Annotated in this window: 22 protein-coding genes and 1 pseudogene; 8 read left to right on the top strand and 15 right to left on the bottom strand. The window is 69.0% G+C overall.

All coding sequences use genetic code 11. From position 1 onward, the window contains the following. Window positions 1-94: 94 nt before the first annotated feature. Window positions 95-526 carry a hypothetical protein gene (locus QU603_RS00740; protein WP_308492590.1) on the bottom strand — a complete coding sequence of 144 codons (432 nt, stop codon included), beginning with the start codon at window positions 524-526 and terminating at the stop codon, window positions 95-97. Here QU603_RS00740 and QU603_RS16405 point away from each other — a divergent pair. Further along, window positions 417-857, top strand: a pseudogene (locus QU603_RS16405) (DUF998 domain-containing protein); the annotation flags it as partial. The gene QU603_RS00740 and the pseudogene QU603_RS16405 overlap by 110 nt on opposite strands. Before the next feature lie 137 nt (window positions 858-994). Here QU603_RS16405 and QU603_RS00735 read toward each other — a convergent pair. Continuing rightward, window positions 995-4,462 (bottom strand): efflux RND transporter permease subunit, encoded by a 3,468-nt coding sequence (locus QU603_RS00735; protein WP_308492589.1) that lies wholly within the window; start codon window positions 4,460-4,462, stop codon window positions 995-997. 212 nt (window positions 4,463-4,674) lie between these two features. On the opposite strand from QU603_RS00735, the gene QU603_RS00730 reads away from it, so the two are divergent. Then, window positions 4,675-5,919 carry a CynX/NimT family MFS transporter gene (locus QU603_RS00730; RefSeq protein WP_308492588.1) on the top strand — a complete coding sequence of 415 codons (1,245 nt, stop codon included), beginning with the start codon at window positions 4,675-4,677 and terminating at the stop codon, window positions 5,917-5,919. A gap of 32 nt (window positions 5,920-5,951) precedes the next feature. On the opposite strand, the gene QU603_RS00725 is transcribed toward QU603_RS00730, so the two are convergent. From QU603_RS00725 to QU603_RS00715, 3 genes are all read right to left on the bottom strand, one after another. Next, window positions 5,952-6,173: a hypothetical protein gene (locus QU603_RS00725; RefSeq protein ID WP_308492587.1), complete on the bottom strand. Its 222-nt coding sequence runs from the start codon at window positions 6,171-6,173 to the stop codon at window positions 5,952-5,954. Window positions 6,174-6,215: 42 nt separating this feature from the next. Continuing rightward, window positions 6,216-6,959, bottom strand: coding sequence for a MerR family transcriptional regulator (locus QU603_RS00720; RefSeq protein WP_308492586.1), 744 nt, complete (start codon window positions 6,957-6,959; stop codon window positions 6,216-6,218). A 94-nt stretch (window positions 6,960-7,053) separates the two neighbouring features. Beyond that, entirely contained in the window at window positions 7,054-8,430 is a 1,377-nt protein-coding gene (locus QU603_RS00715) for a pyridoxal phosphate-dependent decarboxylase family protein (RefSeq protein ID WP_308492585.1), read from the bottom strand. Between the two features lie 227 nt (window positions 8,431-8,657). Between QU603_RS00715 and QU603_RS00710 the strand changes: the two genes are divergently transcribed. Both QU603_RS00710 and QU603_RS00705 read left to right on the top strand, forming a co-directional pair. Next, entirely contained in the window at window positions 8,658-9,515 is an 858-nt protein-coding gene (locus QU603_RS00710; protein ID WP_308492584.1) for a DUF4097 family beta strand repeat-containing protein, read from the top strand. Next, complete coding sequence (locus QU603_RS00705; RefSeq protein WP_308492583.1) at window positions 9,515-10,132, top strand: PadR family transcriptional regulator; 618 nt, start codon at window positions 9,515-9,517, stop codon at window positions 10,130-10,132. Before QU603_RS00710 ends, QU603_RS00705 begins: the two co-directional genes overlap by 1 nt. Window positions 10,133-10,166: 34 nt before the next feature. Here the strand turns inward: QU603_RS00705 and QU603_RS00700 are convergent, their stop codons facing one another. Continuing rightward, window positions 10,167-10,691, bottom strand: a complete 525-nt coding sequence (locus QU603_RS00700) for a universal stress protein (RefSeq protein WP_308492582.1) — start codon at window positions 10,689-10,691, stop codon at window positions 10,167-10,169. 163 nt (window positions 10,692-10,854) lie between these two features. Here QU603_RS00700 and QU603_RS00695 point away from each other — a divergent pair, with 163 nt between their 5' ends. After that, the gene (locus QU603_RS00695; RefSeq protein ID WP_308492580.1) at window positions 10,855-11,079 is read left to right on the top strand and encodes a DUF3073 domain-containing protein; all 225 of its coding nucleotides are present in this window, start codon (window positions 10,855-10,857) and stop codon (window positions 11,077-11,079) included. Between the two features lie 50 nt (window positions 11,080-11,129). Here the strand turns inward: QU603_RS00695 and purF are convergent, their stop codons facing one another. Next, window positions 11,130-12,590: an amidophosphoribosyltransferase gene (purF, locus tag QU603_RS00690; protein WP_308492579.1), complete on the bottom strand. Its 1,461-nt coding sequence runs from the start codon at window positions 12,588-12,590 to the stop codon at window positions 11,130-11,132. Between the two features lie 6 nt (window positions 12,591-12,596). Beyond that, complete coding sequence (gene purM, locus QU603_RS00685; RefSeq protein WP_308492578.1) at window positions 12,597-13,745, bottom strand: phosphoribosylformylglycinamidine cyclo-ligase; 1,149 nt, start codon at window positions 13,743-13,745, stop codon at window positions 12,597-12,599. Between the two features lie 109 nt (window positions 13,746-13,854). Between purM and QU603_RS00680 the strand changes: the two genes are divergently transcribed. Further along, a complete protein-coding gene (locus tag QU603_RS00680) occupies window positions 13,855-15,006 on the top strand; it encodes a low temperature requirement protein A (protein WP_308492577.1) in 1,152 nt (383 codons plus the stop codon). A gap of 65 nt (window positions 15,007-15,071) precedes the next feature. Beyond that, window positions 15,072-15,683 (top strand): zinc-binding alcohol dehydrogenase, encoded by a 612-nt coding sequence (locus QU603_RS00675; protein ID WP_308492576.1) that lies wholly within the window; start codon window positions 15,072-15,074, stop codon window positions 15,681-15,683. An 18-nt stretch (window positions 15,684-15,701) separates the two neighbouring features. On the opposite strand, the gene QU603_RS00670 is transcribed toward QU603_RS00675, so the two are convergent. Together QU603_RS00670 and QU603_RS00665 are read right to left on the bottom strand one after the other, a co-directional pair. Beyond that, entirely contained in the window at window positions 15,702-16,088 is a 387-nt protein-coding gene (locus QU603_RS00670) for a potassium transporter Trk (protein WP_308492575.1), read from the bottom strand. 77 nt (window positions 16,089-16,165) lie between these two features. Further along, window positions 16,166-16,519: a sterol carrier family protein gene (locus tag QU603_RS00665; RefSeq protein WP_308492574.1), complete on the bottom strand. Its 354-nt coding sequence runs from the start codon at window positions 16,517-16,519 to the stop codon at window positions 16,166-16,168. A gap of 72 nt (window positions 16,520-16,591) precedes the next feature. On the opposite strand from QU603_RS00665, the gene purD reads away from it, so the two are divergent. Then, window positions 16,592-17,863 (top strand): phosphoribosylamine--glycine ligase, encoded by a 1,272-nt coding sequence (purD, locus tag QU603_RS00660; protein WP_308492573.1) that lies wholly within the window; start codon window positions 16,592-16,594, stop codon window positions 17,861-17,863. 25 nt (window positions 17,864-17,888) lie between these two features. On the opposite strand, the gene QU603_RS00655 is transcribed toward purD, so the two are convergent. The 5 genes from QU603_RS00655 to QU603_RS00635 form a co-directional block, all read right to left on the bottom strand. Next, the gene (locus QU603_RS00655; RefSeq protein WP_308492572.1) at window positions 17,889-18,533 is read right to left on the bottom strand and encodes an ABC-2 transporter permease; all 645 of its coding nucleotides are present in this window, start codon (window positions 18,531-18,533) and stop codon (window positions 17,889-17,891) included. After that, window positions 18,530-19,450 (bottom strand): ABC transporter ATP-binding protein, encoded by a 921-nt coding sequence (locus QU603_RS00650; RefSeq protein ID WP_308492571.1) that lies wholly within the window; start codon window positions 19,448-19,450, stop codon window positions 18,530-18,532. Before QU603_RS00650 ends, QU603_RS00655 begins: the two co-directional genes overlap by 4 nt. Further along, window positions 19,432-19,809, bottom strand: coding sequence for a GntR family transcriptional regulator (locus QU603_RS00645; protein ID WP_308492570.1), 378 nt, complete (start codon window positions 19,807-19,809; stop codon window positions 19,432-19,434). The genes QU603_RS00650 and QU603_RS00645 overlap by 19 nt, the downstream gene beginning before the upstream one ends. A gap of 61 nt (window positions 19,810-19,870) precedes the next feature. Further along, window positions 19,871-20,665 carry a class I SAM-dependent methyltransferase gene (locus QU603_RS00640; protein WP_308492569.1) on the bottom strand — a complete coding sequence of 265 codons (795 nt, stop codon included), beginning with the start codon at window positions 20,663-20,665 and terminating at the stop codon, window positions 19,871-19,873. 3 nt (window positions 20,666-20,668) lie between these two features. Next, the gene (locus QU603_RS00635; protein WP_308492568.1) at window positions 20,669-21,535 is read right to left on the bottom strand and encodes an LLM class F420-dependent oxidoreductase; all 867 of its coding nucleotides are present in this window, start codon (window positions 21,533-21,535) and stop codon (window positions 20,669-20,671) included. Window positions 21,536-21,621 lie beyond the last annotated feature (86 nt).

The following is a 21,621-nucleotide window of genomic DNA, read 5'->3' as shown; positions in this document are numbered from 1 at the left end:
TGATGGTCATGTGCGCCGATCGGCGCTCACCATCGGCCCCCAGGACGTCACAATTTCCCTCTACCGTCGAGCGGCAGCGTCCAGAGCCGACCCTCTAGGATACCGTCTGGGTCTGGGAAATCCCCCACCGCATACCGTCGAAACGCCAATGCCGGATACGATCGAGTGGACGTATGCCGTCACGCTGGGGATGGGGAAGGCCGTATCCGGCGTCCTGCGCCACGGACGACTGGGGATCTGTGGCGTCGGATGCCTTGACGACGCTGGGGATTTCGATGACATCGATCGCACCGACTCCGTCCGCCACAGGGGTGGACCCGATCGCCGCGGCAGCCGCGCTGCTCAATGCAGTCAGACTGCCGAAGGCTCCCGTGCTCGCCACGGTCACGATCATCGTGCTGACCGTGGGCACCGGCATGTCGATAGCGACCACACCCGACGCCGGCTGGTGGCACATGCACTTCAGCGAGCTCGGCACCAACCGCGGCTTCTCGGGCGACGCCTTCAACCTGACGGTGATCGTCACCGGATTGATCATCGTCGCCCTGGCCCGAAGCCTGCGCCGCGACATCCACACCCTGCAGACCCGGCGCGGACACAAGCACACGCGCGCCTTCTGGGTGCTGGTTGCCTCGGCGGGGCTGCATCTGAGCCTGGTGGGCCTGATCCCCGTGAACACCAACGAGTTCCTCCACGATCGCGCGGCGTCGGGCATCATGCTCTCGTTCCTGGGCATGCTGCTGACAGTCGGACTGCGACGCCGTCAGTACTCGCGAAGGATACTGCAGCTGACCCTCGGCGTCGCCGTCGTGCTGGTGACCTGCATCGTCATCTTCCTGTGCGGCCTCATCACGCTCGCCGCACTCGAGATGATCGGCTTCATCCTGATCTTCGGCTGGATGAGCGTGTACGCGGCACGACTGCACGGCGCCGTCGAGAGGGAGCCGGCCCCGACGCCGACTCACCCGACGTCGAGTGTCCACGTTCCGCGGACTCAGTCGTCGTCGCGGAGATGGCGCGGACGGCGTTCCTGCTGCACCGGCGCCGCCGCAGTGGCACCGCCCAGGAACGATGGCGCGCTCGAATCCTTCCCCGCCGATGGGGGTTCCGCGCTCGACATGTTCGCGCTCGAATCCTTCCCCGCCGTCGATGGGGGTTTCGCGCTCGACAGGTTCGCGCCCGCGACAGTCGGCTCAGGCCGGCGCGGCTCAATGCCGGCGGGGCGCGAGACCACGACCGGCTCGTCGCGCACGCCGTTCGCGACGGCGTCGTCAGCCTCGTCGTCCACGGCCGACGCGTTCGACGACGCGGCCCGCGCGACACGATGGGCGGTCCTGCGCTCGCGCGCGCCCTCGACCAGGTTGTACAGCGTGGGCAGCACGAGCAGCGTCAGCACCGTCGACGAGATCAACCCGCCGATGACCACGATCGCCAGCGGCTGCGAGATGAAACCTCCGTGGCCGGTGATGCCCAGCGCCATCGGCGTCAACGCGAAGATGGTCGCCAGTGCCGTCATGAGGATCGGACGCAAGCGCCTCGAACCTCCCGCGAGCACCGCGTCGTGGGCCGACAGGCCCTTGACGCGATACTGGTTCACCAAGTCGACGAGCACGATGGCGTTGGTCACGACGATGCCGATGAGCATGAGCACGCCGATCAGGGATGCGACCCCCAGCGGCACCCCGGTGGCCAGCTGCAGCAGGATCGCCCCGGTGGCGGCGAACGGCACCGAGATCAGCAGCAGCAATGGCTGTCGCAGCGACTTGAACGTCGCGACCATGACGATGTAGACGATCAGGATCGCCGCCAGCATCGCCAGGCCCAGCTGCGAGAACGCCGTGCCCTGCTGAGAGAGCACGCCGCCGATCGATGCAGTGGCCGCCTCGGGCAGATCGGCGGTCTTCAGCGCGTCTGTGATCGTCGAAGACGCCGCCGCCAGATTGTCGGTGGACGGCATGACGGTCACCGTCGAGGTGCGCACGCCGCGCTGCGTCGTGATCGAGGTCGGCCCCGTCGTCTCGGCGACGGTGGCCACGGCATCCAACCGCACGGGTCCGGTGACGGTGGGCACCGTCATCGCCTTCAGGTCGTCGATCGAGCCGGGAGTCGACGACGCCGCCAGATACACCGTGACGTTGCTGTCGTCGATCTCGACCGCGCCGATCGACTGTGGCTGCATGGTCTGGGACACGAGGCCGCCCACGGCCACTTCGCTCAGGCCCAGCGCCGCCGCCTTGTCGCGGTCGACCGCGACGGCGATGTACGGCAGCGACGCCGCGAGGTTCGTGGTGACCTGCCCGATGCCGTCCTTGCCCGCCACCGCGTGCACGACCGCGTCGGTCGCGGTCTGGAGGGTCGTGCCGTCAGGGGCGGTGACGTCGATCTCGACATCAGACGAGCCGAAGCCGCCGCCGGCCGCGGCGATCGTGACGGTGCCCACGTCGTGCAGGCCCGCGACGGCCGTCTCGACATCGCTCTGCACCTTCTGCTGGTCGGCGTCGGGGTCGGTGGTCACCGAGTAGGTCACTCCGCTGCCGCCGCCCGAGAACGCATCGCGCAGCGCCGAACCGGACGAGCCGATCGACACCTGCACGGTGTCGATGCCCGAGATGCCCGTGATCGCCGCCTCGACCTTCTTCGCCGCGGCGTCTTCGCTGTGCAGGGATGCCGCAGGCCCGAGGTCCTGCGTCATCGTGAACGTGTTCTGCCCCGAGTCGCCGAGGAAGTTCGTCTTCATGTGCGGTGCGAGGGCGACGGTGCCGCCCATCACCAGCACGGCCAGCACGACCGTCACCCAGGAGTGCTTGAGCGTCCAGCGCAGAATCGGCAGATACGACTTCTGCAGGCGCGAGGGCGGGGCCTCGGGCGACTCCGGATCGACGGTGTTGCCCGCGGCATCCACCAGCGCCTTGCCCGGCTTGAGGAACCAGTAGGCCAGCACCGGCACGATCGTCAGCGCCACGAACAGCGACGCGGCCATCGCGATGGTCACGGTCAGCGCGAACGGGCGGAACAGCTCACCGGTCATGTCGCCGACGAAGGCGACCGGCAAGAACACCGCGACCGTCGTGATCGTCGAGGCCGACACGGCGGTGGCGACCTCGCGCACCGCGCGCGTGATCGCCGTGAGCTTGTCGGCGCCGACGACGTAATGTCGCTTGATGTTCTCGATCACCACGATGGAGTCGTCGACCACGCGCCCGATGGCGATCGTCAGCGCGCCCAGGGTCAGGATGTTCAGCGAGTAGCCGAACGCCTGGATGCCGATGAACGTGATCAGCACGCTCGTGGGGATCGAGATCGCCGTGACGAGGGTGGAGCGCACCGACATCAAGAAGATCAGGATGATGATCACCGCGAACAGCAGGCCCAGCAGACCCTCTTGCGCGAGCGAGTCGATCGACTGCTGGATGTAGGGCGCCTGATCGAACACGACGGTGAAGGTTCCGCCGGCGAGCTTGTGCTCGAGGTCGGGCAGGGCGTCGCGCACGGCCTTGGAGACATCGACCGTGTTGGCCGACGGGAGCTTCGTGATCGCCAGGGTGAGGGCCTGTTCGCCGTTCACGCGAGAGATCGTGGTGACCGGGGCCTGTTCGAGCACGACCTTGGCGACGTCGGCGATCGTCGTGGTGCCGGTCGGAGCGGCGCCCGCCGCGCCGGCGCCGGTCTGACCCGCGCCCGGCTGTCGGGCGTCCGACTGTCCGGCGCCCGCCGGCGTCACGCTGCGCACCAGCGGCAGCTTGCCGACCTGGTCCACAGAGGTGAGCTTGGACCCGGTCTGCACCGTCAGCGTCCGGTCCCCCTGGGTGATGTCACCGCCGGGGAACAGCATCCCGTTCTGCCCGAGTGCGTCTTTGATCGCCTGCGTCGTGAAACCGGCCGCGGCGAGCTTGTCGGCGTCAGGGGTGATCGTGACGCGCTGTGAGCGGCCGCCCACGATCTGCGCGGCGTTCACCCCGGCCAGATCCTGGATCTCGGGCACGATCGTCGACTGCAGCCGCTGCTGGGTCGTCGCCTCGTCGTCGTAGCCGGTCACCGCCAGCTGGATCACGGGGAAGTCGTCGATGGATGCCGAGATCACATTCGGATCGACGCCCGACGGCAGGCTCTGCTTGATGCGCGCGATCGCGACGTCGATCTTCTGCTCGGCGGTGGCCAGGTTCGTGCCGTACGTGAACTGCGCCTGCACGACGGAAGAGTTCGTGGTGCTGGTGGCGCTGGTCTGCTCGAGTCCGGGCACGCCCTGGATGGCCTGCTCGATCGGGGTGGACACGTCGCCCGCAACCACATCGGGCGACGCACCGGGGTAGCTGGAGACGACGACCAGCTGCGGGAACTCGATCGACGGGATCAGCTCCTGCTTGAGGTTCACCAGCGCGAGGCCACCGAAGACCGCAGCGACGATCGTGATCAGAGCGATGAGCGCACGGTTGCGCAGGCTGAGGACGGCGAGCTTCGACACGGATGACCTTCGGACGGGCGAACGGCGGCGCGGGAGCGCGGCACGAGACAGACGGCACGAGCGAGGCGACGACCAGCACTCCACGGCCTGCGGCCGGCGCCCTGCGCGCCCGCGCACAGTATTCCATGTCTGTGTGAGCATTGCCCTGGCGCGTACCACGCTGTGTGTCGGCCAAGTGGACGGTGTGCCGAACGCGGGAATACGCTGAGGCAATGCCCGCCTCCCCGTTGCCGTCCGCCCGAGCGGACCGCACGGCCCGTGCGGGTCTCATGCTCGCCGGCATCCTGCTGCTGGCGGCGAACCTGCGCGCGTCCATCACATCGGCGGGCCCCGTGCTGGGCGAGATCCGCGCGGATCTCGGATTCGGGTCGGCCGCGGCATCCTTCCTCATCGCCCTGCCCGTGATCGGCTTCGCCGTCTTCTCACCGTTCGCCCCGGCGCTTGCCCGCCGCGTCGGGCTGGAGTGGGCGCTGGGCGGATCCCTGCTCGTGCTCGCCGGCGCCATCATTCTGCGTTCTCTGCCGGTGCCCGGCGCGATCTGGGTCGGCACCGTGGGCCTGGGTGCTGCGATCGCGATTCTCAACGTGCTGATCCCCGCACTGGTCAAGCGCGAGTACCCGCATCGGGTGGGTGCGATGACCGGCATCTACTCCGCGCTGCAAAGCGGCGTGGCCGCCGTCGCCGCGGGCCTTGCCGTGCCGATCGCGGGGATGACCGCCGCCGGCTGGCGACTGTCGATCGGAGTCTGGGCGGCCCTGGCGCTGATCGGCTTCGCGGTGTTCCTGCCACAGCTGCGGCGGCGACACACCGTGATGGAGGGACGGCAGGATGCCGCGGCAGACGCGGTGGTCGATCCTCCGATCCCACGCCTCGGGAGCATGTGGCGCAACCGTCTGGCCTGGTGGGTGACGATCTATCTCGGATTGCAGTCCACGATCTACTACACGGTGATCACGTGGTGGCCGGCCATCGAGCGCAGCAGTGGCGTGTCACCGCTGGCCGCCGGCTGGCACCAGTTCATCTTTCAGACCATGGGCATCGTCGGCAGCCTCGTCGGCGCGGCGCTGCTGCACCGCCTGCACTCGCAGAGCGGACTGACGGTGATCGCGGCTGCCTTGGTCACCGTCGCGGCGGCCGGGCAGCTGCTTCTGCCGGCCTGGGGGATCGTGTGGATCCTGTTCCTCGGCCTGGCCGGTGGCTCCCAGATCACCATTGCGCTGTCGCTGTTCGGGCTGCGCACACACAACCACGAGCACGCGGCGTCACTGTCGGGCATGGCCCAGTCGGTGGGTTACCTGCTCGCCGCGTTCGGCCCGATCCTGGTCGGCGTGCTGCACGACGCGACCGGATCGTGGGAAGTGCCGTTGACGATGCTGCTGATCATCTCGATCGGGATCGCCGCGTTCGGCGTGCTCGCCGGCCGCCCGCGTTTCATCGAAGACACCGGCCGCCTCTGACGGCGCTGCAGGGGTGGCGGCGCCTGCGCCTGCTATCGACGGCGCGGCGGCGGCTCGGGAACGCGGATCGCGTTGGTCACGGCATCCAACGGCACCGTCACCAGTCCCCGTCGGCGCGTCTCGATGACGCAGGCCGTGTCGGTCAGCTCGCGCAGATATCCCAGGGCGTCCGACCAGCCGCCGTCGATGCTGCGGCGGACGGTCACGCGCGTGCCCAGCGCGCATCCACGCAAGAATTCGACCGGGTCACCCACCCGGCCAGCCTATGCCGGACGGGTGGGCGCTCGGGCCGCGGATCACAGCCGGGTCGCCGCGTACACCCGCAGTGCGTCACGGACGAACTCGGCACCCGTGGTGCCGCCGTAGTTCTCGGTGAAACGCGGATCGGCGACATACATGTCGCCGAGGCCGGTCACATACGCCTTCAGGTCGGTCGGGATGCCGGGGACACCCGTCAGCCAGTGCACGTGTCGCTCGGCCAGCGCTTGAGCCTGCGCGCTGTCGGGAGCGATGCGGCGGGACGCGGCATCCTTCCACTGGTCGTTCAGCTGCGCGACCCGCTGCCGCCACTCGGCCTTCTCGGCCGCGGACATGCCGCGCCACCACGCGTCGCCGCGCACATAGGCGTCGGCGCCCCAGCGGTCGATGACCTCGTCCTTGTACTGCGTGTGGTCGAAGCCGTCGAACATCTTCTCTGCCATGGGATTATCACCTCCTTCCAATGCGTGGATCGTCGAGGACACGGCGGTGATCTGACGGTCGATGCGCGCACGCTCCTGCCGCAGCAGGTCGAGATGCGTCGTCAGCGCCGCGACCTCACCGGTCTCGCGTGCGAGCACGTCGGCGATCTGCGGCAGCCCGAGTCCGAGCTCGCGCAGCAGCAGAATCCGCTGCAGCCGCACGAGCGCCGTCCGGTCGTAGTGCCGGTAGCCGTTGCGAGCGATGCGCGTCGGCGCGAGCAGCCCGATCTCGTCGTAATGACGCAGCGTGCGGCTCGTCGTGCCCGTGAGCGTCGCGACCTCGTGGATCGACAGGTCCATGTCGCCCTCCTTCCGCGTTCCACGGTAGAGGTTGACGCTGCGTCAATGTCAAGCGCGCTCGTTCGTGCGGCTCGATGCCGGACCCGCAGCCCGATCAGGCGAGGGTGTCGAGGATCTCGATGAGCTTCTCGTAGGTCGTCAGCGGGCTGATGATCGCGAACCGCAGCACCGGCTGACCGTTGTGCGAGCTGGGCACGACGAACCCGATCTGGTCGTCGAGCAGCTTGTCGGACCAGGCGCGGTAGGTCGCGGCATCCCACCCCTCGCGCCGGAACACAACCACCGACAGCTGCGGATCGCGCACCAGCGACAACCCGGGGCGCGCCTCGATCTCATCGGCGATCCGGCGCGCCAGATCGATGCCGTACTCGATCGCCGCGCGGTACTGCCCGGCGCCGTGCGTGGCCAGCGAGAACCAGAGAGGGATGCCGCGCGCCCGGCGGGTGAGCTGAATGGCGAGGTCCGAGGGGTTCCAGTCGGCGCCATCGGTGAGCGGGTCGAGGTATTCCGCGTGCTGCGTGTGCGCGAGCCGCGCGCCGGCGGGATCGCGATAGATCAGCGCGCACGCGTCATACGGCGCGAACAGCCACTTGTGCGGATCGACGATGAGCGAATCGGCGCGCTCGACACCGAGGAACGCCGAGCGCATGCGCGGCACGAGCATGGCGGCCAGACCGTACGCCCCGTCGACGTGCAGCCACACTGCGCGGTCGGCAGCGACGTCGGCGATGGTGTCGATGTCGTCCACGATGCCGAAGTTCGTGGTGCCGCCGGTGGCCACCACCGCCATGACGGCGTCGCCGTAGGCGTCGAGCACCGCAGCCACGGCGTCGCCGTGCAGGCGGCCATCGGCATCGGGCTCGGCGGTGGCCACGTCGATGTCCATGACGGATGCCGCGGCCGCGATCGACGAGTGCGCCTCGGAGCTGCACACCACGACCCAGCGCGCCGGGTCATCCCGCCCTTGGGCACGACGGCGGCGCCGTGCGGCGTCGCGGGCGGCGACCAGCGCGGAGAGATTGCCGATCGTTCCGCCTTGCACGAACACGCCGCCCGATCCCGCGGGCAGGCCGAACTCGGCGGCCAGCCACCGCAGCACCTCATTCTCGGCGTAGACGACGCCGGCGCCCTCCTGCCACGAGCCGCCGTAGACCGAGGAAGCCGAGACGATCACATCGAACGCGGTGGCCGCCTTGCTCGGCGCCGACGGGATGAACGACAGGTACCCAGGGTGATCGGTCGACAGGCAGGCCGGCGCCAGCACGTTCTCGAACAGGCCGGCGGCCCGACGTGCGCCGATGCCCTCTTCGGTGATCGTGCCTGAGGCGAGCCGCACGAGCTCGCGCTGCGTGAGCGGCTTGTCCAGCGGCACGTCGTGATAGAGCTCGCGGCGGCGGGCGTAGTCGAGCACGTCGTCGACGATCGCCGTCGTCTCCGGGCTCAGATCGTGCATGCGGGCAGGGTCGGTCATGGCGTCTCCGGTCTTTCCATCCGGGTCGCGCAGCCGTCCGCCGCGAACCCTCTTGCGCCGAAATCATATGACTTCATCGGGCGCACACCGGATTCGCGTCAGGCTCATGTGTCCGCGTCAAGATCACATGATTTCGACAGGGCAGGGGGTGGCATGAACGCGATATATCGTGTTATAGTCGCTGAACGCGATATATCGCGATCCTCACACTGATCCAGGAGCATCCCATGACCCTTGAGAAATGGCTCATCCAGCCGGGGCAGACGCGCGTGATCGACATCGAGACGGTCCGCAAACTCAAGATCGGCCTCGTCGGCGGTCAGGTCGACGTGGTCGCACACGACGAACCGGGCGCCCGCATCGAAGTGCACGGCGTGACCGTGAAAGACCTGCGCATCGAGGTGACCGGCGACGTCGTCGAAATCGACCACCCGCAGCTGCGGTGGGACAACTTCCTCGAAGTCTTCCGCAACTTCGGCGCGGGCGGCCCCAAAGCCGAGATCAGCGTCGCCGTCCCCCGCGACGTCGCCCTGAACCTCGGCGTGGTCAGCGCCAGCGCGCTGGTCTCGGGCATCCGCAGCGACGCACGGCTGAACACCGTCTCAGGCGACATCATCGCCGACGGCCTCACCGGCGACATCGTGGTGAACGCCGTCTCGGGCGACGTGCAGATGCGGGCGCTGACCGGCACTCTCGGCGCCAACAGCGTGTCGGGGGATGTCGCAGCCGCCGGGGCTGTCACCAAGGCCACCATCGACACGGTCTCGGGCGGCATGCTGGTCGATTCGACCGGGCCGGTGCACCAGATCTCGCTGAACACCGTCAGCGGCGACGCCACCGTGCGCCTGGACGAAGGCCTCCCGGCCAACTTCGTCGCCCGCAGCGTCAGCGGTCGCGTGCAGATCGACGGCGTCGTGCGCTCCGGCAGCGGCCCCACCAGCTACTCCGGCTCCGTCGGTGAGCTCTCGGGCAGCTTCGCCGACGTGCGCACGAACTCGGTCTCGGGCGATCTCACGGTGCTGCGCCGACCCGCCTCCACCTCTGACGCCTCGGCGTCCACCGAGTACGACGAACAGGAGTGGTGATGACGCCCGTCTTCTCGCACGGCGACCTGCGTCTGTACCTGCTGAGCCTGCTCGACGAGCAGCCGCGGCACGGCTACGACCTGATCCAGGCACTGTCGGACCGCACCGGGGGCACCTACACTCCCAGCGCCGGCACGATCTATCCGCGCCTTGCCAAGCTCGAAGAGGAGGGCCTGGTGACCAAGACCGTCGACGGGCGCAAGACCGTCTATGCGATCAGCGACGCGGGGCGGGCCGAAGTGGCCGCGCGCTCTGCCGACCTCGAGGGCATCGAAGAGGGGCTGGCCGACTCGGTGCGACTGATCGCCGACGAGGTGCGCGGCAGTGTGCGCGAGGCGATGAAGAGCCTGCGGGCCGATCTCGCCTCCGCCGCACACGACGAGCGCGCGTCCGCTCCCCCGCGCGACCGCTCCGACGATCCGCGCGTGCGCAGCCGGCAGCAGCTGCAGCGGGCCGACGCGGCGGTCAACGCGTTCCGCGGGCAGCTGCGGGCGGATCTGCACACCCATGTGGCGCGCGGCGGCGCACTGCCGGCATCCCTCGTCGACGACCTGACGCGCGCACTCGACGCAGCCTCGCGCGACCTCACCCGCGCACTGCGCGTGACGGACAGCTGATCGGACGCGACAGGCGGGCGAACGTCAGGATGTCTCACCAGGGCAGGTCTTCGTCATCCTCGACGATGTCGCCGATCGGCACCACGAGCACCGGGCGGCTCTGGCGGTGCGCGAGCCGCACCGCCACCGACCCGGTGAAGAACTCGCGAATCGACTCACCGAGCCCGCGCTTGCGCGTGCCGACGACGATCATGCGGGCCTTCACGTCGTCGGCGAGCTTCTTGATCGCCAGCGCCGGGTCGCCCACGAGCGGACGCAACGTCCACTGCACGCCGCAGCCCTCGAGTGCGGTCGTGGTCTCTTCGGTGATGCGCGCGACCTCGTGCTCACGCCCTGCCGTGTTCAGATCGACCGATGCCGTCTGCACGAAGCCGTCCGGATCTTCGTAGGCCACGAACCGTGTCACATCGACGGTGACCACCAGCAGCTGCACCTGGAACGCCTTGGCGAATCGGGCCGCTTCGCGCACCACGCGTGCAGGCTCGCCCGGCACGACCCCCACGATCACCGCTCCGGTGGGAACTGTTTCGGGCGTGGCATCGGATGCCGCGTCGGACATATACGCTTCACCTTTCATGCAGGACCGCGTGAGGCATGCCCCGAAACCAGATCGGCCATCGCCCCGCGTGATATCCTGAATGCTACTCTTACCGGCTTGCGACCGGATTTATGAACGCGTCGGGCAGGCACCGCCCGCGACTTGGACCATAAGGGGGTCTCGCATGGGGCGTGGCCGTCAGAAGGCGAAGCACACCAAGATCGCCCGTGAGCTCAAGTACGACACGTACAACGTGAACTACGCGGCGCTGGAGCGCGAGCTCGGACATCACGAGGGTGCTGGCGAAGAATACGTCGACAAGTGGGCGGACGACTACGCCGCCGACGATGACGACGACAGCACAGACGACGACGAGACCACCGACTCGTACCAGCATCTGAAGGCATAGTCCGTCCGCTGCCCGGTCGTCGCGCGAGGAGCGCGGCAAGCGGTCGTGGTTCAGGACTGCTGTGTGCCTTCGACCCACGCCAGGTATTCGTCCGACACGGTTCCCGTGACATACCGGCCGTCGAAGCAGCTCATGTCGAGGTCATCGATCTCGGAGCCTTCCAGGATCGCGGCCTTGAGGTCGTCGATCTCCTGGTAGACGAGGTGGTCGCAGCCGAGCTCCACCGCGATCTCGGGGATCGTCCGGCCGTGCGCGACCAGTTCCTCACGCGAGGGCATGTTGATGCCGTACACGTGCGGGTAGCGCACAGGCGGCGCGGCCGACGCGAACGTGACCGAGGTGGCCCCGGCATCCCGCGCCATCTGGATGATCTGCTTGCTCGTGGTTCCGCGCACGATCGAGTCGTCGATCAGCAGCACGTTCTTGCCCTTGAACTCGCTGGACATCGCGTTCAGCTTCTGGCGCACGCTCTTCTTGCGCACCGCCTGCCCCGGCATGATGAACGTGCGGCCGATGTAGCGGTTCTTGTAGAAGCCCTCGCGGTACTCGACGCCCAGCTTTCGAGCCACCTCCATCGCGGCGGGCCGCGACGACTCGGGGATCGGCATGACGACGTCGATCTCCTCCATCGGCACATGCTTGGCGATCGTGTCGGCCAGGCGCTCGCCCATGCGCAGGCGCGACTCGTACACGGCGATGCCGTTCATGACCGAGTCAGGACGGGCGAGGTACACATACTCGAACGAGCACGGGAACAGCTGCGGGTTGGACGCGCACTGGCGCGTGTGCAGCCGGCCTGCGAGGTCGACGAACACCGCCTCACCGGGCGCGACGTCTCGCACGACCTCGAAGCCGGCGTTCTCCATCACGAGCGATTCGCTCGAGACGATCCACTCGTACGTGCCGTCGGCGGCCTTGCGCGTGCCGATGATCAGCGGGCGGATGCCGAACGGGTCGCGGAACGCGAGCAGACCGTAGCCGGCGATCAGCGCGATCGCCGCGTACGACCCCTCGACGCGCTCGTGCACACGGGTGACGGCGTCGAACAGCTCGTCGGGGCCCAGCTCGAGGCCAGAGATCGAGGACTGCAGCGCATTGGCCAGAACGTTCACGAGCAGCTCGGTGTCGCTGGAGGTGTTCAGGTGCCGACGGTCCCTGTGGAACAGCTCGTCGGTGAGCTCACGCGTGTTGGTGAGGTTGCCGTTGTGCACCAGGACGATGCCGTACGGCGCATTGACATAGAACGGCTGCGCCTCTTCTTCGTTCGTGGCCACGCCGCGGGTCGCATAGCGCACGTGCCCGAGGCCGATGTTGCCCAGCAGGGTGCGCATGTCGCGCGTGCGGAACGCCTCGCGCACCATCCCCTGACCCTTGTGCTGGTGGAACGTGCCGTTCGGCTCGGCGGTGGCGATGCCGGTCGAGTCCTGGCCGCGGTGCTGCAGCAGCAGCAGAGAGTCGTAGATGTCCTGATTGACCGGGCCGCGCCCGACCATGCCGACGATGCCGCACATGTGGTGTTACTTCGCTCCGTCTTTTCTCGCGCTGTCTTCGCTTGCGCTGTCTCGGTACGCGCCGACCAGGCGCACGGCTCCGCCGTCGACGCCCTTCGCGCCTTCGATGAACTCGCCGGCCGGTCGCGCGCCATCGGCGACCACGCCGACCTGCCACGCGTCGATCCCCGCCGCATTCAGGTGGGATGCCGCATCCTGCGCACTCGCCGCATCCACGACCGCAAGGAACCCGACGCCGAGATTCCACGTGCCCTCGGTGTCGACGAGGTTCAGGCCCCCGAGGTCGGCCAGCACCCGGAACACCGGTGGCGGCGACCACGTCGATCGGTCCAGTTCGGCCCAGGTGCCCGGCGGCAGGACCCGCGCGAGGTTCGCCGCGATGCCGCCGCCGGTGACATGACTGAGAGAGTGGATGCCGTCGCCCACCGCGTCGATCAGCGCCAACAGCGGTGTCGTGTACAGGCGCGTGGGCTCCAGCAGCGCTTCGCCCCATGAGGTGCCCAGGTCGGCGGACTGCGCCCCGTACGAGATGCCGGCGCCGGTGACGATGTGGCGCACGAGCGAGAAGCCGTTGGAGTGCAGGCCCGACGAGGCGAGGGCCAGCACGACGTCGCCCGGACGCACCCGGTCGGCGCCCAGCACGCGGTCGGCCTCGACGACACCGGTCGCCGCCCCGGCCACGTCGTAGTCGTTCAGGCCGAGAAGACCGGGGTGCTCGGCGGTCTCGCCGCCCACGAGAGCCGTGCCGGTCGCCTCGCATCCGCGGGCAATGCCGGCGACGATGTCGGCGATGCGCTCGGGCACGACCTTGCCGCACGCGATGTAGTCGGTCATGAACAGGGGCTTGGCTCCCACCACGACGATGTCGTCGACGACCATGCCGACGAGGTCCTGCCCGATGGTGTCGTGCTTGTCGAGCGCCTGCGCGATGGCGACCTTCGTCCCCACTCCATCGGTGCTCGTGACCAGCAGCGGCCGTGTGTGGCCGAGCAGGGCCGACGCGTCGAACAGCCCCGCGAAACCGCCGACCCCGCCGAGGACCTCGGACCCGTGCGTGCGGCGGACGGCCGACTTCATCAACTCGACCGCGAGATCACCCGCGGCAGTGTCGACTCCGGCATGTGCATAGGGGTTGGCGGGGGGCGATGCGACCACGCGTACAGCCTAGCGGCCGGTGTCTGTGCGCCAGCCCCGGGCTGCGGCCGCAGACGTACGAGCGAGAACATCCCCTGCGCGGCGGCATGGCGGTGTCTAGGCTGAGCGCGTGAGTCCCCACGAGCAACCGGCGGCCGGCCGCCGCGTGCATTGGCTCGAGCTGCTGTTCGACCTGGTGATGGTCGCCTACATCAGCCAGGTCGCGCACACCATGCACGGCAGCCCGACGCCGGCCGACGGCCTTGCATTCGCGGTGCTGCTGGCGCTCGGCTGGTGGGCCTGGATCAACGCCAGCGTCACGATGAACCTGTTCGGCGCGCGCATCACCCCCACGATCTGGGTCGCCGTCGGGTTCGTGATGATCGCGATCGGGTTCATCGCCGCCGCCGTGCCCGAGGCTTTCACGGAGCGCGCGGGGGCGTTCGCGCTCGGCAACGCGGTGATCCGACTGGTGTGGATGTATCCGTGGCTGGTCAAGCGCCGAGTGACGGGCGCCGCCTGGTGGCGCCCGTGGCTGTACTGCTTCGTGCCGGCGGCGCTGTGGACGGCGTCGGTCTGGGCTCCGGGACCGTGGCGGTACGTCCTGTGGGCGGCAGCGACCGCCCTCGAGGTCGCACTGCTGGTGAACCTTGGCCGGGGATCGGCATGGGTGGGTCGCGCCGTCGACATCGACCACCTCATCGAGAGGGTGAGCCTTCTCGTGGTGATCGTCTTCGGCGAATCGGTGCTGTCGATCATCTCGGAGCTGTCGGCGCACTGGGCGCCCGCTCCCGCGTTGGCCGCACTCCTGGGCCTGATGGCCGTCATCGTGCTCGCGTGGATGTTCTTCACGCTCGCGACCGTCGGTGTGGAGGCGGGTCTGCGCCGACTGCGGGACCGCGGCAGCGTCGGCGCGCTGCGCGACACCGTGATGTATCTGCCGGTGCTGCTGATCGCCGGGATCGTGCTGTTGGCCGCGGGCGTCGGCACCGCGGTCGCCGACGCCGCCGGCCGGCTGCCGATCGCCGCCGCGGTGTGCATCGCGGTGGGCATCTGCCTGTTCTTCCTGGCCAGCATCGCCGAGTCTCTGCGCTACGGCGCCGCGTGGCGCGACGTCATCGCGTGGGGACCCGCCGGCGCCGTGCTGCCGTGGCTGCTGGTGCCGCTCTCGGTCGTGCTCACCGCCACCGGCCTGATCGCGGCATCCCTTCTCATCATCGTCGCGTGCGTGACGCTGAGTGTGATGAACACTCGGCGGGTGCGCCGTCGCGCACGGGTGTAAGCGCGGCACGATTCTCGGCCAGGATCTCCGGGTCCGAGCAGGATGCCCCGCCCTACAATGGCGGGATGGGAGCAGCCGGCAGTCCCGAGTGGACGATCCGCGAAGACGCGGGCCAGCCCGTGCTGCTCGCCCTGTGCCTGCGGCAGCTCCTGGGCATCCGCTCCCCTGCCGAGCTTCCGTCGCTGCGCGGCATCCCGCCCCGCACCAGCGACCGCTCACGCGACCTGCAGGATGCCCTCGAAGAGCAGTGGAGCGCCTACTGGGACCTCACCGTCGAGCCGCAGGCCCACCCGTCGAAGGTGCCGCTCGAACTCGTCGACGGGTTCGCTCGGCTGATTGCCCTGCCGGTTCGCGGGTTCGGCGAGTTGCGGCACGCGATCGCCCCCTTCGAGACCGAAGCGATGGCCCTGTCGCAGAGCATGCACGCGCGGTATTCGAAGGATGCCGCAGCCAAGCCGGGCACGTCGTATCGGGCGTATGCGAGCGCGATCGCCGAGCATGAACGGCAGGTGGGCCGCCGTGCGCACTCGTTCGAGCTGAACGTGCAGGTGCTGCCGCTGACGCAGCGCGGCGTGTGGTGGATCGGGGCGCTGACGGTCGCCGTGACCGACGGACTGCGTCAGGATGTCGTGGCGTTCGACGCCGCGATCCATCCGATCATCGCCGAGCTCGCGTGAGGCTCAGGCCGCGCGGACTCAGTCCGCGGAGGTGACGGATTCGCGATCGACCTGCACCTGCCGGGTGCGCCGGCCGACGGTGCGCTCGAGGATCAGCGCGACGATGCCGCCGAGCGCGAGACCTGCGACACCGCACACCAGCACCAGGAAGCCGAAGATCTGGCTCTTCGTGTACGTGACCTGACTGACGGTGGACGGCTCGTTGCCCGAGATGTCGACGACTCCGAATGCGTACGTGAGGATCAGGGCGACCACGACGCCGATCGCCGTTCCCAGCAGCAGGAACACCAGCATCTTGGGCGCGCGGCGCAACGTCACGGTCTCGACGCTCTCTTCTACGAGTTCGACCGGGACGGGTGTGGCTGCGCCGTGCGCGGTCTGGGGCTCGTCGGCCTTGTCGGTCATGCCTCTATTGTCTCACTGCACGCGCTGGCGGGAGCCTGGACGGTCGCCGCGTCCGCCCGATGCCGCAACCGTGTGCGTCAGGGCCGCAGGGGCAGCAGATCGGAGATGTCGGCGCGTACTCCCGACGCGAGGATGCGGCCGGAGGCCTCGGCATCCTGCCACTGCTGCTGGCCCAGCGCGAGCGAGATCCACGTCATGGGGTCGGTCTCGACCACGTTCGGCGGCGTGCCGCGCGTGTGGCGCGGCCCTTCGATCACCTGCACGGCGCCGAACGGCGGCACCCGCACCTCGACGGTGTGCCCGGGAGCCTTCTCGACCAGCAGCTGCAGCAGGTAGCGGACGGCGGTGGCGAGGTCCGTGCGCTCGGGGTCCCCACTCTTTACGCCGGCGAGCGCGACTCTTCCGTCCTCCGTAGAGATCTTGCGGGCCATGGGCATACGCTACCCCGCATCCGCACGCCGCGGGCTGGTTCGCTCGAGCGTGCCCGCCGCTAGGCTGGCCGGGTGAGAATCCTGGTCCTCGGCTCGGGCGCGCGCGAGCACGCCATCATCCTCGCGCTGCGCTCGGAGCGCACCGAACACGAGATCTTCGCGGCCCCCGGCAACGCGGGCATCGCACAGGACGCCGTGGTGGTCGCGCTCGACGCGGACGATCCCGCTGCCGTCACCGAATACGCCAACGGGCAGCACATCGACCTGGTCGTGATCGGCCCTGAGGCTCCCCTCGTCGCCGGCGTCGCCGACGCATTGCGCGAGCGCGGCATCCCGGTCTTCGGCCCCGGCAGGGCTGCGGCCCAGCTCGAGGGCTCCAAGACGTTCGCGAAGCGGATCATGGATGCCGCGGGTGTGCCGACCGGTCGCGCCGTGCGTGCGCACACCGTGGACGAGGTCGCCGCTGCCCTCGACGAGCTGGGCGCCCCGCACGTGGTCAAGGCCGACGGCCTGGCCGCCGGCAAGGGCGTCATCGTCACCGACGACCGCGAGGCGGCCCTGGCGCACGCCGCGCAGTACCTGGGGCCGGCGCCCGTGCTGGTCGAGGAGTACCTGGGCGGGCCCGAAGTGTCGCTGTTCTTCCTGTCGGACGGCGACCACGTGCTGCCGCTCAGTCCCGCGCAGGACTACAAGCGTCTGCGCGACGGCGACGAGGGGCCGAACACCGGCGGCATGGGCGCCTACTCTCCGCTGCCGTGGCTGCTCGAGCAGTTCGGCGGAGAAGACGCGTTCGTCGACCTGGTCACCACGACCATCGCCGAGCCGGTGATCCATCAGCTCGACGCCGAGGGCACACCGTTCATCGGCCTGCTGTACGCCGGGCTCGTGCTCACCCCGCAGGGCGTCAAGGTCATCGAATTCAACGCACGCTTCGGCGACCCCGAGACGCAGGTCGTGCTGCCGCGGCTGGTCGATCCGCTCAGCGAGCTGCTGCTGGCTGCGGCATCCGGCCATCTCGAGGACTTCTCGCGGCCCGCGTTCGCCGAGGCCACTGCGGTGAGCGTGGTGCTGGCCAGCGAGGGATATCCGTCGGCCCCGATCACCGGCCGACTGCTGACAGGGTTGGATGCTGCAGCCGCCGTCGAGGGGGTCCACCTCGCGCACGCGGCCACGGGCCGAAGCGACGAGGGGGTGGTCGCCACCGGCGGGCGTGTGCTGAACGTCGTCGCCGTGGGCACGACGTTCGCCGAGTCGACGTCGCGCGCCTACTCGGCCCTGGCGAAGATCGGGCTGGACGGCGGCCAGTACCGCACCGACATCGCCGCCCGCGTCGTCGAGGACTGAGCCCGCTCCTCGCCCGCAGCGGCGGTCACAGGTCCCGCCGGGCGAACAGCCTGTTCGCGAAAGCCGCCGATGCGACCATCAGCACCACCGCGCCGGCGATGAGCGCCACCACGAGGCCGGCCGGAGCCGTGGCGTTCGACCACGTCGCGATGCCGTCGAGCAGATGCGTCTTATTGGCCAGCAACGCGAACGCCAGGAACACGATGAGAAGGACGAACAGGATCGGCCGTCCTCGCGTGTACCCCACCAGGAAGAACCAGGGCAGCTGCAGGGCGATCGCGATCGCGGTGACCACGACGGTGATCACGACCATGAAGCCGATGGTCGACCAGTCCAGCGTCTGCCGGCGCACCAGCGCCAGCACGAACGCGACCACCAGTCCGATGACGCTGCCCACCAGCGCGAACACGACACCCGTGAGATACCGGCCGATGACCACCGCCGTGCGCCCGACGCTCGACAGCGCGTAGAGCGCGTTCATGTTGCCGCGCTCGTCGATGAGGAACGCATAGGTGAGCATGATGGTGCTCATATATCCGCCGCACACGATCGCGGCGCCGGAGAAGGGGATCGTCGCTCCGATCATCGCGACGACGATGATGAACAGCAGAACGCGGACCGGTGCCGCCGAGATCACGGTACGCATGTCGAATCGAGTGAAGGCGATCATGCCGCGCCTCCTTGCCGGCGTGGCGCGCGACCGTCGGCGTTGCCTGAGCCCCCACCGGCGAAGCCGACGACGATGTCGTCGGTGGTGGCCGGCAGCAGGTCGATGTCCGGGCCGAACAGCGCAGAGTCGGCCATGTGGATGAGGCCTTCGAACTCACGGCCGAGGCCCCAGCGGATGCCGATCACAGCGGCTGCGGCATCCGGTGCGAGCCCGCCGCGACCGCGAACGACCGCGAACTCGTCCCGGGCCTGTTCGAGGGTGCCCCGGTAGGCGATCGCGCCGTGCGACATCACGATCAGATGATCGGCGAGATTGTCGAGGTCGGTGGTGATGTGCGTCGAGAACAGTGCCGTGTGGGCGCCGTCGAGCATGAACTCGCGGATCACATCGGCCAGCTCCCGCCGGGCCACCGGGTCCAGCCCACTGGACGGCTCGTCCAGGATGAGAAGGAGCGGGTCATGGGCGAGGGCCATGGCCATCGCCAGCTTCACCGACTGTCCGCGGGACAGGTCGCCCACGCGCGTGCGCTTCGGGATGTCGAACCGATCCAACAGCTCACCGAAACGTGCCTCGTCCCAGCGGGCGAACAGCGGCCGCACACGCGCTCCCACTTTTCCCGCGCGCCACTCCGGCACGGCGGTGACCCGATCGAGGACGACGCCGATCCGGTCGATCACCGCTTGCGGGTGCGGGGAGTCCAGGACTGTGACCTCGCCGGCGTCCGGCAGAGCCAGGCCGAGCAAGCTGCGGATCAGCGTCGTCTTGCCCGATCCGTTGGGCCCCACCAGTCCGGTCACGTAGCCGGCCGGCAGCGACAGGTCCACGTCTCGCAGCTCGAAATCCCCCAGCCGCTTTCGCAACCCGCGCACGCGCGCGACGTCGTTCATACGCTCAACGCCTACTTTCGTGTCTTCCACTCTGCCTCCACCTTTCCCACCAGCGCGGCCAGGTCCAGCCTGGCTGCCCGCCCGGCGTCCACGACGTCTCTGACGGCGTCATCGATTCGTTCGGCCACGATCCCCGCGGCGGTGGCCGCAGGGATGGCGCAGACCACGAATCCGCGCCCGTGCTCATTGGCGACCAGGTCGAGGGCGACCAGCTCGTTGTATGCCCTCGTGACCGTGATGATGCTCACGCGCAGCTGCGCGGCCAGCTGCCGCAGCGACGGAAGCATCTCGCCCACGCCGACCTCGCCGCCGAGGATCGCGTCGCTGATCTGAGCCTTGATCTGCTCGTACATCGGCACGGCACTCGAACTCGAGACGACGATGTGCACCGATTTCCCTTCTACTGTTTATAGACACCATAACAGTATCGGGAAGGCGTGAACCTCAAAGTCAGCTGAGCACGCGGTAGACGAACACGTCCGTGATCTGAGGCAACGTGAACGCGGCCCGCCCGGCAGTGGCCGGGTCCGTGTCGAGCACCTGCTCGACGGCCGCGACCATCTGCGCGCGCATCGGGGGATCAGCCGCGAGGAAGGAGCTGACCGTGAGCCATCGCTGCACGTAGTCGTCGCGGGTGATGCGCTCCGACCAGGGGTGGGTGGTCATGCGCTCGAATGCGAAACCCGGCAACTCGCCGATGATCGCGGCCGGATCGGACGCCGTGGGCGGTTCAGCTGCCACGGCGAGGTCGGATGCCGCGGACGGCTCACCGCCCTCGCCCACGAGACCGGGGTGCGCGATGCGGTGGCAGGCACGGTCCCACGTGCACGCCGGATCGGCGTCGTTCCACAGCATTCCGAGCACGCCGCCGGCGCGCAGCACCCGTGCGATCTCGGCACACGCCGGGTCTCGGTCGAACCAGTGAAAGGCCTGAGCGACGGTCACCGCATCCACGCTCGCGTCGGCGAGCGGGATGTGCTCGGCGCTGCCGATCCGCGCGTCGACCGCCGGCAGGGTGGCGCGCAGCACGGCGAGCATCTGCTCCGACGGTTCGACGGCGTACACGCGCCGGGCGCGCCCCGCGAGAAGCCCGGTGAACTTGCCGGTGCCGGCACCCAGGTCGAGCACCGCATCGACTCGTCGCGGCAGAATCGCCGCGGCTGCGGCATCCGGAAACCCCGGCCGGTAACGGTGGTAGTCCGCGCCGATCAAGCGGAACGACTGCGCGAGCCGGTCATCGACCACGCCTCACAGCTCCCGCAGGCGCGGCACGACGTCGGTGGCCAGCGTCTCGGTCGACTCCACCTGCGCGCCGGGGCGCACGCCGAACACCACCAGGTCGATGCCCGCATCGGCGAAGCGCTGCATGAGCGGCCAGAAGTCCGCGTCGGCGGGGTCGAGCCGGGTGCCCATGACCTGCTTCTCGATCGCGTCGAAGTCGGTGCCGACGGCATCGCAGTGCCGACGCAGCACTTCGAGCAGGTGCACCGCCTCGTCGGGGTCGGCGGTCATCAGATTCACGATCTGCGCGTACTGCGCGGCGATGCGCAGCGTCTTGCGCTCACCCTTGCCGCCCACCATGATCGGCGGATGCGGGGTGCTGACCGCCGTCGGACGGTTGAGGGTCTCGGCCAGGCGGTAGTGCGCGCCCTCGAACGCTCCGTCGTCGTCGCTCCACATCTGCAGCGCGATGCGGATCGCCTCTTCCAGCCGCTCGAACCGCTCCGACAGCACCGGGTACGGCACGCCCAGCCCGTGGTGCTCGCGCTCGTACCAGGCAGCGCCGATGCCGAGCGCCGCCCGCCCGGAGCTGAGCACGTCCAGCGTCGTGATGGTCTTGGCCAGCAGGCCTGGATGCCGGTAGGTCACACCGACCACGAGCGGTGACAGCCGCATCCGCTGCGTCTGCGCCGCCACGAAGGCGAGCGTCGAGAACGCCTCGAGCATCGGCTGGGCGGGGTCGCCGGATCTCTCCATCTGAAACCAGTGGTCCATGACGGTGAACTGGTCGAACCCGCCGTCTTCGGCAGTGCGGGCGGTCTCGGCGACGGCCGCGGGGATGGATGCCGGCTGCCCCGGCATCGTGTAGTTCCAGAGGTGGATGCCTGCGCGCATGGGGTCAGGCTATGCCCTCCCCCGCACGCCCGCACCGGTACTCATAGCAACCGTCCAGGCGCGTGCGGAGTAACGAGCGCGTAACC

It is taken from the genome of Microbacterium terrisoli, assembly GCF_030866805.1.
Taxonomy (GTDB): Bacteria; Actinomycetota; Actinomycetes; order Actinomycetales; family Microbacteriaceae; genus Microbacterium; species Microbacterium terrisoli.
The sequence above is the reverse complement of the archived record's forward strand: the minus strand, read 5'-3'. Positions and strand labels throughout refer to the sequence as shown.